This is a genomic window from Ruegeria sp. HKCCD7251 (genome assembly GCF_013031165.1).
Taxonomy (GTDB): Bacteria; Pseudomonadota; Alphaproteobacteria; order Rhodobacterales; family Rhodobacteraceae; genus Ruegeria.
Genome location: NZ_WPZC01000002.1, coordinates 196802 through 213500 on the forward strand (window position 1 = coordinate 196802; position 16699 = coordinate 213500).

Here is a 16699-nt window from a genome sequence, read left to right on the forward strand (position 1 = left end):
TGCCGGGCCACACGTTAGGGTGAGGCCAATTCTAACAGGTTGATCCCATGAAAAATCACAACTCTCTCGCGCAGGGGCGTGAGTATTTGGCTATTCCCGGGCCGTCGGTAATGCCCGACGCCGTTTTGCAAGCGATGCACCGTCCCTCGCCCAATATCTATGATGGCGAGTTGATCGAGATGATGCCCGCGCTGACCCGCGACCTATGTCGCGTCGCCCGGACCGAGCACAACGTCGCAATTTATATCGCCAACGGGCACGGCACTTGGGAAGCTACCCTGTCGAACGTCATTGCCCCCGGCGAACGTGTTTTGGCACCGGCTTCGGGTCGGTTCACCCACGGCTGGGCAGAGATGGCGGAAGGGATCGGTGCAACGGCGCAATTGATCGACTTCGGCACGTCATCTGCCTGGGATTTCGAACGTATCAGTGACGCGTTGCGCGCTGATAAAGCGCATGAAATCAAAGCGGTTCTGGCCGTGCATGTGGATACCTCAAGTTCGATCCGAAACGATATTCCAACACTTCGCGCGTTGCTGGATGACTTGAACCACCCGGCGATTTTGATGGCGGATTGTATCGCCTCGCTGGGGTGTGATCGGTTCGAAATGGATGCCTGGGGCGTCGACGTCATGGTCACCGCCTGTCAAAAGGGGCTGATGACGCCTGCAGGTGTGGGGTTTGTCTTTTTTAATGACAAGGCGCGGGCCAAGCGCGCCACTATGCCCCGGGTGTCGCAATATTGGGATTGGGTGCCGCGGGCTAATCCGGAGCTGTTTTATCAGTATTTCAACGGGACAGCTCCGACCCATCACCTATATGGTCTGCGCGCTGCCTTGGATATCATCCATGCCGAGGGGATCGAACAGGTCTGGGCGCGCCACGAACGACTTGCAGGAGCTATTTGGACGGCCTGCGAAATCTGGGCCGAGGGCGGTGCTTTGCACTTGAACGTCGCAGATCGCCAAGACCGTAGCCGTGCCGTAACCGCCTTGCGGCTGACCGACGGTCGGGGCACGGCCCTTCGGGAATTTACGGAAACCCAACTGGGCCTTACCTTGGGCATCGGCCTTGGGATGGAGGACTGGGACGGATGTTTCCGTCTTGGTCACATGGGGCATGTGAATGGGCAGATGGTCATGGCCATTTTGGGCGGGGTTGAAACCGGGCTGGCCGCACTCGGAATCCCGCGCGGCACAGGCGCGTTGGAGGCTGCGGCGGCTGCGTTGGTTTCGTAACGCGAACTGCCGAGCGTATTGGCGCAGTTCATGCGCGCGCGTTTGCGGCCTCAAGCGCCTTTGGCAGAGCTGCGGCAAAGGCATCCAGATCGCACGCCTCGCCGCAGCTTACCCGAATGCACCTGTTCTGCGGCGCAGCAAAGGGCATTCGAACGAAAACACCCTGCGCGACAAGCGACTCGAGAACCGCCTTAGCAAAGTTACCGTCCCGCCGGCAATCAATGGCAACGAAATTCGTGGCCGACGGCAAGGGGGTCAGACCATTCTTTGTTGCGATCTGTCCGATCCGGGTGCGGGCCTCAGCGATCTTGTTCTGAATCCGTTTTAACCAGGCGTCGTCTTGCAGCGCTGCCAGCGCCCCAGCTTGCGCTGCGCGGTTCATGCCGAAATGGTTCCGTACCTTGTTGAACGCCGATATCAATTCGGGTGCGCCAATCGCATATCCGACGCGCGCCCCTGCCATTCCATAAGCCTTTGAAAAGGTGCGCATCCGGATAACGCGGGGATCATCGGCTGCGACAGGGGCTTCGGTCCCTTCGGGCGCGCATTCCACGTAAGCCTCATCCAGAACCAGCAGGCACCCGTCGGGCAAGTCGTCCAGCGCCGCGACGATATCCTTGCCGGAATGCCAGCTTCCCATAGGGTTGTCGGGATTGGCCAGATAGACCAGCTTGGCATCCGTTTCTACGGCCAGAGCAAACAGGGCCGCCGGGTCTTCGTGATCGTCGCGATAGGGAACGGTGTGCAACACACCACCGAACCCTGCCACGTGGTAGTTGAATGTCGGGTAGGCACCGTCCGAGGTGACAACGGCGTCGCCGGGTCCGATCAAAAGCCGGACGAGGTAGCCCAAAAGTCCATCAATCCCTTCCCCTACGACGATATTGTCTGCCCCAACGCCATGATGTTCAGCCAATGCGTGGCGCAGGTCATGGTTTTCGGGATCGCCGTACATCCAGATTTCAGTATTTGCCATTGCCTCGGCCGCGCGCGGCGAGGGGCCGAAGACACTTTCGTTCGCGCCAAGCCGGGCAATGAAAGGCGCACCCCGCTGGCGCTCCTGTGTTTCGGGGCCAACAAAGGGCACGGTCGCAGGCAGGGACAGGGCAAGCGGGGTGTAGCGTGGGTCAGTCATATAGGCAGATAAACGTAAGGTCACAGGGCGAGCAACCTTGTGTTGTGCGCGATTGCCGCCCACCCTACACAAAATTGTTGAGGGAGGGGTGCAGATGCGCGTTTTGTTGGGGTTGATCCTGATCGGGCTAGCCTATCTGATTTTTTGGCCGGTTGAGGTTGAGCCGGTCGCGTGGGAACCACCACAAGCACCTGAGTTCGCAGGCGAGTTTGCCGAAAACAACGCGCTGGATCAGCTTGAATTGATCGCATTTCCTGATGATGAGGTGGGTCCCGAAGACATCGCCGTATTGCCGGATGGAACCGCTTATACAACCACAGCGTCCGGCGCTCTGTTCCGTATTGACGGCGAAGCCCCCATCAAGGTCGACGAACTTGGTGGGCGCCCGTTGGGCCTCAAGGCGGGCCTGGACGGTGCGCTGTATATCGCGGACAGCTTTCGTGGGTTGATGCGTTGGAATGGTCCCGGTTCGTTAGAGTTGCTTACCTCTGAAGTTGACGGGAAGCCCTTGATCTATGCCAACCAATTGGATGTGGCCCGGGACGGGACGGTGTATTTCTCCAACTCTTCAGATCGTTTCGACCCCGAAACAATGGGCGGTACCAAACCCACATCCGTGATGACGATCTGGGAGCAATCGGACACCGGGTATGTCGCCAAGTACGCGCCCGACGGCAGCACCGAAAAGGTGGCCGATGGGTTCGTCTACACGAACGGTGTTGCGCTGTCTCCGGACGAAGATTTTCTGCTGATCGCGGAAACCGGGCGTGCGCGGGTCCATAAACTGTGGCTGACCGGCCCAAGGGCGGGCGAGCGCGCAGTTCTGATGGACAACTTGCCAGGCTATCCGGACAATATCGAGGCGCAGGGTGACGGCACCTATTGGATGGCGTTCGCCAGCCCGCGCGTGCCGACCGAAGTTTTGATGCCTTATCCGTTCCTGCGCAAGGTGATTTGGCGGCTGGGTCCGATGGTGCGGCCTGCACCGATCCATCGCGGAATGCTGATTCAATTCGACGGAGAGGGAAACATCCTACAAAACCTGCAGGACCCACAGGGCCGGTTGGGGATTACAACCGGCGGGAAGATCGTTGGAAACCAGTTCTATGTCATGACGCTGGATTCCCCGTGGTTTGGGCGCATGGCCGTCGAGGGATTGCCCCTACGTTGATCTGGAACTTTGTGGGTGTTGCAGGCATCTTTGCCGAAACTGGAATAGGGAAGTTCACATGTCGCGTGTATCAGTAGAATACAAAGATCACATTGCCCACGTCACTTTGACGCGCGGCGAGAAGATGAACGCGCTGGATGATGCGATGTTCAATGCAATTCTGTCCGCAGGGCAGGAGGTTGCCGCCTCGGACGCGCGTGCGGTTGTGCTGTCGGGGCAGGGCGGAAATTTCTGCGCCGGTCTGGATATGGCCAGCCTTGCGAAATACGCCAATAACAACCCGTCCGAATGGCTGATGACCCGCAGCCATGGGGATGCCAACGACCTTCAGGAACTGGCGCTGACATGGCGCCGCGTTCCGGTCCCGGTGATTTGCGCTATCGAAGGCGTGGCCTATGGCGGCGGTCTTCAGATCGCGCTGGGGGCCGATATCCGTATTGCGCACCCTGACAGTAAACTCGCCGTGCTTGAAATGAAGTGGGGCATTATCCCGGATATGGGCGCGATGTATATGCTGCCGCATCTGGTTGGCAGCGATGTGATCCGCCTTTTGACCTATACCGCCCGGCCCGTTGGGGCGCAGCAGGCGGCGGATTGGGGGCTTGTGACTAAGCTTTCCGACGATCCTTTGACCGAGGCCACGGCGATTGCCGAGGACATCGCGTCCAAAAGCCCATCAGGTATTCGCGCGGCCAAGCGGGTCATAGATTTCGCCGAAAGCCATAGCCGCGCGGAAACTCTTATGGAGGAATCCATCGAGCAGGTAGAACTGATCGGAAAACCGGACCAGATGGAGGTGATTGCAGCCCAGATGCAGGGCCGCAAGCCTGTATTCAAGTAACTAGCGCGTAAAGGCGCGCCGTGCATCCCGTGCCATGTTGTACCGCATCTCCAGATCGGCGATGCGGGCCATTGCCTGTTTGCGCGCCTGCGGATCGGTCAGGGTGGTGTAGTCCTGGCGCGCTGCGTCCAGGTCTTTCTTGATCTTGAACTCTTCGGGCAGCACCCCGGCCTGAGCCATTATTCTGTATCCGGCGGCAGTTGCCGGGTCGCTTTGCTCCTCGCCAGAGCGATCGGGCAGGGGGCGGCCTTCGCCTTCAAGCCCCTGCAATTGGCCTTCGGCTTGCGCCTTTTTGATCTGACGCTCAATGAGCTTTCCCAGCGATCCAAACATATCTTTATTCTACAGTGTGCCGGGCCGCGCGGCTAGCGGCTTCGATTTGCAATCAAATAGGCGACGCCGCCTGCCAAAAGGCCCCAAACTGCGGCACCCAGCCCGAAGACTGATATGCCCGAGGCCGTGATCGCAAAGGTCAGGATTGCGGCTTCGCGTTCGGCAGGCACTTCGAGCGCCGCAAAGGTTGCATTGGCCATCACGCCGATCAGGGCAACGCCGGTCAGCGTGCCCATCAGCAACGGATCGGCATGAACGGCAAACCCTGTAATTGCGACGGCAAACACGCCGAACACGCAATAAAACACACCGGCCATCACAGCGGACCAATAGCGTTGATTTGGATCGGGATGGCTGTCTTCGTTCGAACACATCGCTGCGGTGATCGCAGCAAGGCAGGTTGCTGGCGCTCCGAATGTCGCCGACAGTACGCTTGCGCCACCCACGGCCGAAAACAGGCGCCTTGAGACTGGCTGGTAACCAAAGCTGCGCATCACGGCGATACCGGGGATGTTCTGCGTGGCCATCGTGACGATGAACAACGGAAGACTGATGCCCATAATGGAAGCCACTGAGAATGTGGGCCACGTCCAGACCGGAGTGGCCACCACCTGTGCCGGCGCAACCGATGCACCCTTGGCATTTAGAACGACCACGATGGCCGCCGCGATGACGGCGGCGGGCACAGCGAGCAGCCGGTTGAAACGCCCGGCGACAAACCATGTCAGGATCACGGGAAGGGCCTGCCACGGTAGGTCAACGGCGGCTTTGAAGGGCAGAATGCAAAGCGGCAACAGAACACCGCCTAACATAGCCTGTGCCAGCGTGGTTGGGATCGCCGCAGCAAGGCGGCCCAGCGGTTTCCACAGCCCGGCCAGAACTGTCAACGCGCCAGCGCACAAAAACGCACCCACGGCCTCTGAAAAGCCCGCCGCCGGCGTGGCGGACACGGCAAGCAGGGCCGCTCCGGGTGTGGACCATGCAACGCTGATGGGTTGGTGATATCGCAGGCTTAGACCTATGGCCGCCAGACCCATGGCGATAGCCGCCATCATTAATCCCGAGGCTGCTTGGGCCGGTGACGCGCCCATCGCGGTCAATCCCTGAAGGACAATGGGAAATGAGCTGAAGAAGCCGACGATGGCAACAACCAGCCCGGTCGAGACAGTTTGGATCGGTGGGGCTGTGCGCGTCATTTTGGCCTCGGTGGGGTTGCCTCGAACCGTGCTACCAAGCGTGAGGGTGGGGCGGCAACCCCCAGTTGCGCAAAAGAAAACCCCGCCAGTAAGGCGGGGTTAGAGTGTTGGGACGTGAAGACGGATCAGGCGATCTCGGACAGGCGGGCCAATGCCTCATTCAGCTTCGCTTCTTCCTCTTCGCGGGCGGCGAGGTTTGCTTTGGCTTCTTCCACAACCTCTTCCGGGGCCGAAGCCACGAATTTGGGGTTGTTCAGACGCAATCGCAGCCCGCCCAGTTCCTTAGCCAGTTTGCCCTTGGCTTTCTCCAACCGTTCCTTTTCCGCGCCGATGTCGATGATATCGGCCAGCGGCAGGCCAAAAGACGCGCCGGGGGCGGCGATTGAGATGGTGCCCTTAGGCAGCTCATCCGCTTTGGTCAGGCTGTCAATCCGCGCCAGACGTTTGATCAGCGCCTCATTGCGGTCCCAAGCAGCTTGGCCATGCGCGTCGATATCCGTCACCAGCATCGGCACGTATAGACCAGCCGGAACCCGCATCTGCGCACGGGCCGAGCGGGTGTTTTCGATCACCGAGATCACCCAGTTCATCTCACGATCTGCATCGGCATCAACCAGATCGGCAGCAGCATAAGTTGGCCAGTCGGCGTGGACGATCATCTTGGGCCGCGTGCCGGTCAAACCCCAAAGTTCTTCGGTTATGAAGGGCATGATCGGGTGCAACAGGACCATGCATTGATCCAGAACCCAGCGCATGGTGGCGCGGGTTTCCGCCTGAGCTTCGGCGTCATCGCCTTGCAGCAGGGGTTTCGACAGTTCTACATACCAGTCGCAGACCTTGCCCCAGACAAAGGCATAAAGCCCGTTGGCCGCGTCGTTGAAACGATAGCTTTCCAGCGCCGCGTCGACCTCTTCCCGCACGCGGGCGGTTTCGCCGATGATCCAGCGGTTGACAGCCGCCTTGGGCTTCAGATCAGCCACACCCAGTTGCGGGACGGCGTCGGTAAAGACCTCGTTCATCTCAGCAAACCGGACGGCGTTCCACAGTTTCGTACCGAAATTGCGATAGCCGGTAATGCGTTCACGAGACAGTTTCAGTACGCCGCCAATCGCCGCCATCGACGCATTGGTAAAGCGCAGCGCGTCGGCGCCGAATTCGTCCACGATCTCCAGCGGGTCGATGACGTTGCCGGTGGTCTTGGACATCTTCTTGCCCTTCTCGTCGCGGACGAGCGAGTGCAAGTAGACGGTATGGAACGGGATTTCATTCACCACGGCCAGTTGCATCATCATCATCCGGGCGACCCAGAAGAACAGAATATCCGCGCCGGTGATCAGAACGTCCGTGGGGAAATAGCGCTCCAGCTCCTCGGTCTGCTCGGGCCAGCCCAGAGTGCCGATGGGCCAGAGGCCGGAGGAGAACCACGTGTCGAGCACGTCGGGGTCGCGCCAGACCGGGTAAACCAACTTGGTCGGGTCTTGTTCAACTGCGTACTGAGCAAGGCTTTCCGCGAACTGATGGATCGCTTCCTGCTTGTCGGCGACTTCGACAACGGTAGCGTGGCTCAGAGGGCTGGGAATGTTTGCGTTGTCGTCCAGGAATTTCTCGGTAACAGCTTCAAGGCTCGCAGCGCATTCCATGATATTGCCACGGTGCAGCATGCCGCCTTCGTTCAGCAAACGGCCCAATTCGACCAGATCCAGGTCTCCGTCATTCTCGTCGTCGACGAAGTCTTCGGCGGACAGGTCCAGCCCATACCAAACCGGAATCTGATGCCCCCACCACAGTTGACGCGAAATGCACCACGGCTCGATGTTTTCCAACCAGTGGTAATAGGTCTTCTCGCCCGACTCGGGGATGATCTTGACCGTGCCGTCCTTGACCGCATCCAACGCGGGACCGACGACCTTTTCGGCGTCGACGAACCACTGGTCGGTGAACATCGGCTCGATGACCACTTTCGAGCGGTCACCGAAGGGCTGCATGATCGGCTTGCTTTCAACCAGCGGAACCAGCGCTGCCGGGTCGTCATCCTCACCCAGCTTCACACCCAGACGCGGGTCATCTGCGCGAGTCACGACGGCCAGTCCGTCGGCTGTGATTTCTTCCACCACCTTCGCGCGCGCCTCGAACCGATCCAGCCCGCGCAGGTGATCAGGGATCAGGTTGATCGCGTCGATCTCGTTCTCGGTGAAGTCCTTGCCGCGCGCGTATTCCTGCGCCTTGTCCGCTTCTTCTGCGTAGGGTGCACCATCCGCCCGCATCGCGCCTTTGGTGTCCATCAGGCGGTACATCGGAATGCCGCCGCGCTTGGCCACCATGTTGTCGTTGAAGTCATGCGCACCGGTGATCTTCACCGCGCCCGATCCGAAATCGGGGTCCGGATACTCATCGGTGATGATCGGGATCTGACGGCGATGCTCTTTCGGGCCAACCGGGATTTCGCAGAGTTTGCCTACGATTGGCGCGTAACGCTCATCCGAGGGATGAACCGCAACAGCGCCGTCGCCCAGCATGGTTTCGGGGCGGGTCGTGGCGATGGAAATGTAATCGCGCTCTTCCGTCAGAACGACATTCCCGTCCTCGTCTTTTTCGACATAGGTGTAGGTCTCGCCCCCGGCCAGCGGGTATTTGAAGTGCCACATGTGGCCGGGCGTTTCGATATTCTCGACTTCCAAATCCGAGATCGCGGTCTCGAAATGCGGGTCCCAGTTGACCAGCCGCTTGCCGCGATAGATCAGGCCTTTTTCGTACATGTCGACGAAAACCTTGATCACCGCGTCGTGGAAGTTGGCTGAGTTTTCGTGGCCGGTGCGCGGATCGCGTGGTGCGCCCGCCATGGTGAAGGCGTTCCGTGACCAGTCGCAGGAAGACCCCAGACGCTTCAACTGTTCGATAATCGTGCCGCCATATTCGCCTTTCCACTCCCAGACCTTGTCAAGAAATGCCTCGCGCCCCAGTTCGGTCCGGCTGGGCTGCTGTGTGGCGGCCAGCATCTTTTCGACCTGCATCTGTGTGGCGATGCCCGCGTGGTCCTGACCGGGCTGCCACAACGTGTCGAACCCGCGCATCCGGTGCCAGCGGATCAGGATGTCCTGCAGCGTGTTGTTGAACGCATGGCCCACATGCAGCGCGCCCGTCACATTGGGCGGCGGGATCATGATGGTAAAGCTTTCGTCGCGCGATTTGTTCGCGCCTGCCTTGAAGGCTCCGGCCTGTTCCCAGGTTTTATAGATACGGGCCTCGGCCTCGGCCGCATTGAATGTCTTTTCCATCGCCATGGGGTGCGTCCTGCGTCATCAATCTTGGGTCAGCGCCTGCAATAGCGAATGGATGCGCCAAGGGGAAGGCCCCCTATGGACATCGTCCCCTCGCAGGCTAGTGTCGCGCGGTAGAGCAGCGGCAGGAGCGTTCCATGGAAAAGTTCGGTAAGAGTCAGCCGGTCAAACGGACCGAGGATCAGAGGTTTCTGACCGGGCAGGGGCATTACATGGATGATGTGGTGCCCGAGGGTGCGCTGCATGCTGTTTTCGTGCGCTCTCAGGTGGCGCATGGGGTGATATCCAGTCTGGACCTAGAAGAGGCGCGGTCGGCGGATGGGGTGCGTCTGGTGATGACGTTGGACGATCTGAAAACCGCAGGGATCGACACCGTGATGAACGCCGCAATCGTGGACAATCGGGACGGATCGAAAGCCGCCGCGCCGGAACGTCAGATGCTGGCCAGCGACCGTGTGCGCTTTGTCGGCGAGCCGATCGCTGTTGTCATTGCCGATACCCCGTCACAGGCCCGCGACGCAGCCGAGATGATCTGGGCCGAGATCGACGAATTGCCCGCAAAGCTGGACGTAGATGCGGGTGGGGAAGTTTTACACCAAGACGCTCCCGACAATCGCGCCTTTGACTGGGGGCTGGGCGATGAGGCGGCGACAGAGGCCGCATTTCAGGCTGCAGCGCATAGGGTTTCGCTGAATGTGGCCGACAACCGGGTCATCATAACCTCGATCGAGCCGCGCGGCTGTCAGGCCAACTGGGTCGATGGCCGCCTGCATTTTGCCTATGGCGGGCAGGGGGTGTGGGCGATGCGTGCACAGCTGGCCGAAAAACTGCGGCTGGAGCCTGAGGCGATCCGCGTCACCACCCCGGATGTTGGGGGCGGGTTCGGCATGAAGGTAATGCCCTACCCCGAGTATTTCTGCACCGCCGTTGCCGCGATGAAGCTGGGACAACCCGTCCACTGGATGTCGGACCGGTCCGAGGCGATGCTGGCCGATCATCATGGCCGCGATTTGACTTCACTTGCGGAACTGGCATTTGACGACGACCACCGGATCACCGCCTATCGTGTGCACAGCAAGGTCAATCTGGGTGCGTATAACAGCCATTTCGGTCAGGCGATCCAGACCAACCTGTTCAGCCGGGTGCTGATGGGGGTCTATGACGTCCAGACCACCTATCTGCGGGTCGAGGGGTTCTTCACCAACACCACGCAGGTCGATGCCTATCGCGGGGCCGGACGACCCGAGGCGATCTATGTCCTTGAACGTGTCATGGACCGCGCCGCGCGTGAATTGGGCATCGATCCCTGGGAGTTGCGCCGCAAGAATTTCATCCGCCCCGAGGCATTTCCATACAGAACTGCGACCGGCGAGACTTACGATGTCGGTGATTTCAATATGATCCTGTCACGCACAGCTAGCCAAACTGCGGGGTTCAACGCGCGCAAGGCGACCGATGCCGAACGCGGCCTGATCCGGGGGCAGGGTCTTTGTTACTATATCGAAAGTATTCTGGGGGACCCTTCCGAGAACGCGAAAGTTGAGTTCTGCGAGGATGGCACCGTGAACCTCTATGTCGGCACCCAATCGAATGGGCAGGGGCATGAGACGGTTTATGCCCATTTCCTGTCGGATCAGACCGGGATTCCGGTAGACCGGATCAATGTAGTGCAGGGTGACAGCGATCGACTGCCACATGGGGGCGGCACCGGGGGGTCTCGGTCCGTTACGGTGCAAAGTACGGCAACGCTGGCGACAATCGACGTCATGCTTGCCGCGTTCACGCCGTATCTGGCGGATAAGATGGGGGTCGAGGAAAGCGATATCAGCTTCGACCACGAAACATTCCGCGCATCAGGGTCGAACCTAACACCAACCCTGACCGAGGCCGCTGACATGGCCCGCGCCGATGGCCGATCCGATCTGTTGCAACATCAGGCGCGCGCCAACCTGGATGCGCGCAGTTATCCCAATGGCGCGCATGTTGCCGAAATCGTTATTGATTCTTACACCGGAGAAACATGGGTCGACCGCTATACAGTCGTCGATGATTTTGGTAACCTTATCAACCCGATGCTGGCCGAAGGGCAGGTTCATGGCGGTGTGGTCCAGGGGATCGGACAGGCGCTGACCGAGCGTGTTGTGCATGATGCGCAGGGGCAACTGCTCACGGCTTCGTTGATGGACTATGCCTTGCCGCGCGCCGCCGAGATACCCATGATTAAGTTTACGTCGGTGCCGGTTCCGTCAACTTCCAACCCGATGGGGATGAAGGGATGCGGTGAGGCCGGCACCGTGGGCGCGCTGGCCGCTGTGGCAAATGCGGTTCAGGATGCGCTCTGGGATTACGGGGTGCGGCAGGCGGATATGCCTTTTACACCTCACAAAGTATGGGAGTTGCTGACGCATGGTTCTGTCGCGGCTGAGTAGAAAGGTACTAGGATGGCTCGGACGGCCTCTGCGGTCCGAGCACTCGGCCGAGTCACGCCACCGCGAACCGATCAGCCATGTGATTATCCTCGACGGCACAATGTCGACGCTGGAACCGGGCCGGGAGACCCATGCAGGCCAGACTTTGCGCCTGTGCTGTGAGATGGGCAGCAAGGTCTCGGTTTTCTATGAATCCGGCGTGCAGTGGGAGAGCTGGAAGTCCTCGCTGGACGTGATGATGGGGCGGGGGATCAACCGCCAGATACGACGTGCCTATGGATATCTTGCCTCGCGCTACAAACCCGGCGATCGTATCTATTTCATCGGCTATTCACGCGGGGCTTACGGGGTGCGCAGCCTTGCCGGGGTGATCGACCTGATCGGGCTGCTCAAGGCCGAACACGCGACCGAGCGGAATATCAAGCAGGCGTACCGCCATTATGAGTGCAACGCCAATGGTGCCGCTGCAGGCGCTTTCCGCAAACAGTTCTGTCACGAGGATGTGGCAATTGAGATGGTCGGCGTGTGGGACACGGTGAAGGCGCTGGGCTTGCGCCTGCCGCTTCTGTGGCGCTGGGCCGAGGAACGCCACGCCTTCCACAACCACCAGCTTGGCCCCGCCACCCGCCACGGCTATCATGCCATGGCGCTGGACGAGACGCGCGAAGTGTTCGAACCGGTATTGTGGAAATGTACCCCCGAGTTCAAAGGCCACGTCGAGCAGGTCTGGTTCCGAGGTACCCACGGCGATGTCGGGGGCCAGTTGAACGGGTTCGAAGAGGCCAGACCCCTCAGCAACATTTCTCTCATCTGGATGCTGGACAAGGCCGAGATGCACGGTTTGCCCCTGCCCGAAGGTTGGCGTGAGCGGTTCCCGACCGACACCCAGGCGCGCTCGGTGGGAACATGGCGCGGCTGGGGCAAGATTTTCCTGCTGCGCAAGCATCGCAAAGTTGGGCGGGACCGGTCCGAGCGTCTGCATGTCTCTGTGTCGCCGGATGAACTACCCGGCTGGGTGCCGATGCCGGATTTGCCGTCACATCCGGCGCAGTGAAAGGCTGAAGGTGGGCCAGCAATTACAAGATCACTTACGGCTCAATGTCAAGTCGAACCCATTTTGAAAGATGCTGCGCGACGGGCGAAAGCCCGCTTTGCACGACATGGACACAGGAAAAGTCGCAAACCTTGCGCGGCTAGGCGAGCGAACGCTCCATGAAGTAGACCTTGTCTTGCCACTTATCCGGGAAGCTTTCTGGTTGCGGCATGGGAACAAAGCCAGCGTCCTCATACATCGCCCGGGCTTGTGTCAGAAACGTAGCTGAAGAGAAGAAGACGTGACTGTACCCATCTGCTGCCAACTGCTCGAACATTTCGTTCAGCAGTCTGCGGCCAAGTCCGAGGCCGCGCCCTGCCTGACTTACAAACATTCGATTGAACTCGGCGGTGCCGGGACGGGCTTCACTGTACATGACGCACCCCATCGGTTTGCCATCCACCGATGCAACGATAATTCCGCCCAATGGTCGCTCGTGCAGAGCGGGTAGTTCCTTCAATATGGCCTCGAAGCTTTTTGGGCCCATTGGATGATCTTCACCCCTAGGCCAATAGGAGGGGTAGTTTTCCCAGTGCCATTTCAACCATTCTCGGCACAGCATACGTGCCGCCTCAATATCGCCTTCGCAGCTTGCGAGCCGGACAATTATTTTGGTCATTCTGGTACCCCGAACAAAGTATAGAAAGCGTGCTGAAACGGGGTGCATGAGTCAATCAGCCGCGAACCGAAAGCCGCCATTGGCGCAAAAGCAGCGAATCGGCGCTTTGTCCGCACAGCCGACACTCCGACCTAATACACCTTCGCAGCTTTCAGTGAAGGTGTTTCCTTTGTCAGAGCTAGTTACGCCTTGCATTGTTTTTTACTATGCAACACTTCCGGTAAGAGGCGTGGCGAAACGCCTGCGCCCCTTTCGCATTCCACAATGGAGACTTGGGTTTAGGTTCTCAATTACCGCCGCCGATCCCGGCGCGAGCTCATTGGTTGGAACGCCACGCCCACATGCGCTTCGCAATAGGGCTTGCCTGCCTCAACCGGCAGGCCGCAGAACCAGAAATCCTCGGTCGCGGGGTCTCCGACGGGCCATTTGCAAGTTTTCTCGGTCAGCTCCATCAACGTCAGCTTCTTGGCCTTCTTCTCGACCTCGTTGACCTTGGCGAGCGCCTCGGGGCTGATCTCATTGGCCGAGGGTTGCGGCGGCAGGGGCTGACCGGCCGGGATGATCTGACGGCGGGCGGGCACGGCAGGCTTCGCCTCGGTCGCCGGAGCAGGCGCAGGACGCGCAGGTTCAGTTTTGGGCGCGGGTTTGGGCTTGGCCTCGGCCTTTGGTGTTGGTGCCGGTTTTTCCTTGGGCTCGGCCTTGGCTGGGGTCGCGCCAGTTGCGCGGTTCGACAGGCCCAGACGGTGCACCTTGCCGATCACCGCGTTGCGGGTCACACCGCCCAGTTCCTTGGCGATCTGGCTGGCCGACTGGCCCTCGCCCCACATCTTTTTCAGCAGCTCTACACGCTCGTCAGTCCAGGACATCATTTGCCTTTCAAAAGCGGAAAGCGGCCCCGGATTCGGGCCGCCTTGGGAATTCGTCTCGGTCCCTATTTTAATCACTGTGTGCCGAGTTACAAGCGGTTCTCGAATCAGCTGCTGTGTGACGGTGTCGGGCTTCGCGCCAGACCAGAATCAGCCCCCCGGTCAAGATGATCGCAGAGCCGATCATGCTGATTCCATCCGGGATCACGCCGAATATGGCAAAATCGTAAAGCGCGGCAAAGACCAACGTGGCATAGCTGATGGGTGCCACAAAAGACGCATCAGCGCGCGCCATCCCGTTTACAAAGCACGCCTGCGCGCAGGCCATCAGCAGGCCGATCCCAGCCAAAGCCGCCCATTGCTGGGGCGTGGGCCATTGATACACAAAACTCACCGCGACCGAGGCGATGGTCAGCCCCATTGCATTATTGATCAAAAGGATCTGAATCGGAATTTCGCGGCCAGCGAGTTTCTTGATAAAGATCAGCTCCATTCCGATCACGGCGGCGGCAGTCAGAGCCAAAAGCGCCGCAGGCTGGAAGCTTTCAGGCGTTGGACGTAATAGGATCAGCGCCCCAGCCAGCGCGACCGCTGCGGCCAGCCATCGCCAGGGGCCAACACCTTCTTTCAGCAAGGGGATGGCCAAAACCATGGCAAAGACCGGATTCAGAAAGGAAATCGCGGTTGCGTCGGCAATCGGGATGAATGCGACCGAGGCGAACATCAAAGTGATTCCCAGCCAACCAAAGCTGGTTCTTCCCAAATGAAGCCCCCAATGCGGACGGGTAAGGCGGGGGCGAAGAACGGCCACTGCGCCAATGATCACCAGAAAAGCGAACAGAAAACGGCCATGGCTGATCTGCAACGGGTGCAGAGCCGGGCCCAGCACATCTGTTCCCAACGCCTTGGCCAGCAGGGTGGTTCCGGAAAGAAGGGCGCTTGCCGCAACGATCAATAGGGCCGCAAGCGGCGGGTTCTGGCGCGTGGGTGTCATAAGCCACCGGTGCGCTAGCGCGGGGCAAATGGCAAGCGGCAATTGTACGGCTCGTTAAGGAAATCAGACTGTCCCGGGCAATTCGGGGTTTTCAGATGAGTGGAGTACGGCTATACGAGCCACCATGATCAAACACGCATATATCCTGCGACTCCGACGCCGACGCATCGCCGCGTAATCGGCCCGATTGATCCTGTGTGCGCTGAGAATCCGCGCACTTCCCACCAAATCAGTTGACTAACATGGCCTTCGTGTATCACTCACGAGGCTCAATTTATCGAAAAGGATGATCCTATGATCCCGTCCGTTCTGCCGACCTATAACCGTGCACCCCTGACCTTTGTGAAAGGCGAAGGTGCCTGGCTGACCGAGGCAGATGGCCGACGTTTTCTGGATCTGGGCGCAGGTATAGCGGTAAATGCGCTGGGCCACGCACATCCGGCGTTGGTGAACGCGTTGACCGAACAGGCGCATGCGCTGTGGCATGTCTCGAACCTCTATCACATCCCGCAGCAGCAGGCGCTGGCCGACAAACTGGTCGAGCATACCTTTGCCGACACAGTGTTTTTCACCAATTCCGGCACCGAATCCTGCGAACTGGCCGTGAAAATGGCGCGCAAGTACTTCTATGACAAGGATCAGCCAGAGCGGGTCGAGATCATAACGTTTGATGGTTCGTTCCACGGTCGGTCCTCGGCCGGCATTGCTGCCGCAGGATCCGAGAAGATGACCAAGGGGTTCGGCCCGCTGCTTCCCGGTTTCGTGCATGTCACCTTTGGCGATCTCGACGGCGTTACAAATGCCATCACCGACAAAACCGCCGCGATCCTGATTGAACCGGTTCAGGGCGAGGGCGGAATTCGCCCGGTTCCCGACGCCGAGCTAAAGGCGCTGCGCCAAATTTGCGACGACAACGGCCTTCTTTTGATCCTTGACGAGGTCCAGTGCGGTGTTGGCCGTACCGGGAAACTGTTCGCGCATGAATGGGCCGGGATCACCCCGGACATCATGATGGTCGCCAAGGGCATCGGCGGCGGATTTCCCCTTGGCGCAGTTCTGGCAACCGAAAGCGCGGCCAGCGGTATGACTGTGGGAACACACGGCTCGACCTATGGGGGCAACCCGCTGGGCTGTGCGGTGGGCTGCGCCGTGATCGACCAGGTGGCCACACCCGCGTTTCTGGAAGGCGTCAATCGAAAGGCAGGCCTTTTGCGGCAAAAGCTCGAAGGTCTCATCGCAGACCACCCCGATGTGTTCGAAGAAGTGCGAGGCACCGGCCTGATGTTGGGTCTGAAATGCAAACCGACCAATATCGACGTGGTGAATGCGGGCTATGGCAACGAGGTCATCACCGTCCCAGCCGCCGATAATGTGATCCGCCTGCTGCCGCCGCTGACCCTGACCGAGGACGACATCGCGCAGGCCGTTATCCGCCTCGAGAAAGCCGCGCAACAGGTTCACGCCAATCTGACCACCGCCTGACTTTTCTTCTGTTCCGAAATACTT

At 59.7% G+C, this 16699-nt stretch carries 13 protein-coding genes; 6 read left to right on the top strand and 7 right to left on the bottom strand.

Annotated features, from left to right (window positions below; genetic code table 11):
• The first annotated feature begins 47 nt into the window (after window positions 1-47).
• Window positions 48-1238 (top strand): alanine--glyoxylate aminotransferase family protein, encoded by a 1191-nt coding sequence (locus GOX75_RS07115; protein ID WP_171121895.1) that lies wholly within the window; start codon window positions 48-50, stop codon window positions 1236-1238.
• Window positions 1239-1266: 28 nt separating this feature from the next.
• On the opposite strand, the gene GOX75_RS07120 is transcribed toward GOX75_RS07115, so the two are convergent.
• Entirely contained in the window at window positions 1267-2373 is a 1107-nt protein-coding gene (locus GOX75_RS07120; protein ID WP_171122331.1) for a pyridoxal phosphate-dependent aminotransferase, read from the bottom strand.
• A 94-nt stretch (window positions 2374-2467) separates the two neighbouring features.
• Here GOX75_RS07120 and GOX75_RS07125 point away from each other — a divergent pair, with 94 nt between their 5' ends.
• The gene (locus GOX75_RS07125; protein WP_171121896.1) at window positions 2468-3544 is read left to right on the top strand and encodes an SMP-30/gluconolactonase/LRE family protein; all 1077 of its coding nucleotides are present in this window, start codon (window positions 2468-2470) and stop codon (window positions 3542-3544) included.
• Between the two features lie 58 nt (window positions 3545-3602).
• Entirely contained in the window at window positions 3603-4385 is a 783-nt protein-coding gene (locus GOX75_RS07130; RefSeq protein ID WP_171121897.1) for a crotonase/enoyl-CoA hydratase family protein, read from the top strand.
• Here the strand turns inward: GOX75_RS07130 and GOX75_RS07135 are convergent, their stop codons facing one another.
• The 3 genes from GOX75_RS07135 to GOX75_RS07145 all read right to left on the bottom strand — a co-directional run bounded on the left by GOX75_RS07135 (window position 4386) and on the right by GOX75_RS07145 (window position 9195).
• Window positions 4386-4718, bottom strand: coding sequence for a DUF1992 domain-containing protein (locus GOX75_RS07135; RefSeq protein ID WP_171121898.1), 333 nt, complete (start codon window positions 4716-4718; stop codon window positions 4386-4388).
• Between the two features lie 32 nt (window positions 4719-4750).
• Window positions 4751-5914 carry a benzoate/H(+) symporter BenE family transporter gene (locus tag GOX75_RS07140; protein WP_171121899.1) on the bottom strand — a complete coding sequence of 388 codons (1164 nt, stop codon included), beginning with the start codon at window positions 5912-5914 and terminating at the stop codon, window positions 4751-4753.
• Between the two features lie 125 nt (window positions 5915-6039).
• The gene (locus GOX75_RS07145) at window positions 6040-9195 is read right to left on the bottom strand and encodes a valine--tRNA ligase (RefSeq protein WP_171121900.1); all 3156 of its coding nucleotides are present in this window, start codon (window positions 9193-9195) and stop codon (window positions 6040-6042) included.
• A gap of 134 nt (window positions 9196-9329) precedes the next feature.
• On the opposite strand from GOX75_RS07145, the gene GOX75_RS07150 reads away from it, so the two are divergent.
• Together GOX75_RS07150 and GOX75_RS07155 are read left to right on the top strand one after the other, a co-directional pair.
• Window positions 9330-11621: a xanthine dehydrogenase family protein molybdopterin-binding subunit gene (locus GOX75_RS07150; protein WP_171121901.1), complete on the top strand. Its 2292-nt coding sequence runs from the start codon at window positions 9330-9332 to the stop codon at window positions 11619-11621.
• Window positions 11599-12675 (top strand): DUF2235 domain-containing protein, encoded by a 1077-nt coding sequence (locus GOX75_RS07155; RefSeq protein ID WP_171121902.1) that lies wholly within the window; start codon window positions 11599-11601, stop codon window positions 12673-12675. Before GOX75_RS07150 ends, GOX75_RS07155 begins: the two co-directional genes overlap by 23 nt.
• 139 nt (window positions 12676-12814) lie before the next feature.
• Here GOX75_RS07155 and GOX75_RS07160 read toward each other — a convergent pair whose 3' ends face one another.
• From GOX75_RS07160 to GOX75_RS07170, 3 genes are all read right to left on the bottom strand, one after another.
• A complete protein-coding gene (locus GOX75_RS07160; protein WP_171121903.1) occupies window positions 12815-13333 on the bottom strand; it encodes a GNAT family N-acetyltransferase in 519 nt (172 codons plus the stop codon).
• 290 nt (window positions 13334-13623) lie between these two features.
• Window positions 13624-14199, bottom strand: a complete 576-nt coding sequence (locus GOX75_RS07165; protein ID WP_171121904.1) for a GcrA family cell cycle regulator — start codon at window positions 14197-14199, stop codon at window positions 13624-13626.
• 70 nt (window positions 14200-14269) lie between these two features.
• Window positions 14270-15193 (bottom strand): DMT family transporter, encoded by a 924-nt coding sequence (locus tag GOX75_RS07170; RefSeq protein ID WP_171121905.1) that lies wholly within the window; start codon window positions 15191-15193, stop codon window positions 14270-14272.
• 294 nt (window positions 15194-15487) lie between these two features.
• On the opposite strand from GOX75_RS07170, the gene GOX75_RS07175 reads away from it, so the two are divergent.
• The gene (locus GOX75_RS07175; protein ID WP_171121906.1) at window positions 15488-16675 is read left to right on the top strand and encodes an aspartate aminotransferase family protein; all 1188 of its coding nucleotides are present in this window, start codon (window positions 15488-15490) and stop codon (window positions 16673-16675) included.
• The last annotated feature ends 24 nt before the right edge of the window (window positions 16676-16699 follow it).

Excerpts from the sequence above, each read along its gene's own strand:
- GOX75_RS07145 (WP_171121900.1), bottom strand. The coding sequence starts at position 9,195 with ATGGCGATGGAAAAGACATTCAATGCGGCCGAGGCCGAGGCCCGTATC.
- GOX75_RS07165 (WP_171121904.1), bottom strand. The coding sequence starts at position 14,199 with ATGTCCTGGACTGACGAGCGTGTAGAGCTGCTGAAAAAGATGTGGGGC.
- GOX75_RS07115 (WP_171121895.1), top strand. The coding sequence starts at position 48 with ATGAAAAATCACAACTCTCTCGCGCAGGGGCGTGAGTATTTGGCTATT.
- GOX75_RS07170 (WP_171121905.1), bottom strand. The coding sequence starts at position 15,193 with ATGACACCCACGCGCCAGAACCCGCCGCTTGCGGCCCTATTGATCGTT.
- GOX75_RS07135 (WP_171121898.1), bottom strand. The coding sequence starts at position 4,718 with ATGTTTGGATCGCTGGGAAAGCTCATTGAGCGTCAGATCAAAAAGGCG.
- GOX75_RS07130 (WP_171121897.1), top strand. The coding sequence starts at position 3,603 with ATGTCGCGTGTATCAGTAGAATACAAAGATCACATTGCCCACGTCACT.
- GOX75_RS07175 (WP_171121906.1), top strand. The coding sequence starts at position 15,488 with ATGATCCCGTCCGTTCTGCCGACCTATAACCGTGCACCCCTGACCTTT.
- GOX75_RS07125 (WP_171121896.1), top strand. The coding sequence starts at position 2,468 with ATGCGCGTTTTGTTGGGGTTGATCCTGATCGGGCTAGCCTATCTGATT.
- GOX75_RS07160 (WP_171121903.1), bottom strand. The coding sequence starts at position 13,333 with ATGACCAAAATAATTGTCCGGCTCGCAAGCTGCGAAGGCGATATTGAG.
- GOX75_RS07155 (WP_171121902.1), top strand. The coding sequence starts at position 11,599 with ATGGTTCTGTCGCGGCTGAGTAGAAAGGTACTAGGATGGCTCGGACGG.
- GOX75_RS07150 (WP_171121901.1), top strand. The coding sequence starts at position 9,330 with ATGGAAAAGTTCGGTAAGAGTCAGCCGGTCAAACGGACCGAGGATCAG.
- GOX75_RS07120 (WP_171122331.1), bottom strand. The coding sequence starts at position 2,373 with ATGACTGACCCACGCTACACCCCGCTTGCCCTGTCCCTGCCTGCGACC.
- GOX75_RS07140 (WP_171121899.1), bottom strand. The coding sequence starts at position 5,914 with ATGACGCGCACAGCCCCACCGATCCAAACTGTCTCGACCGGGCTGGTT.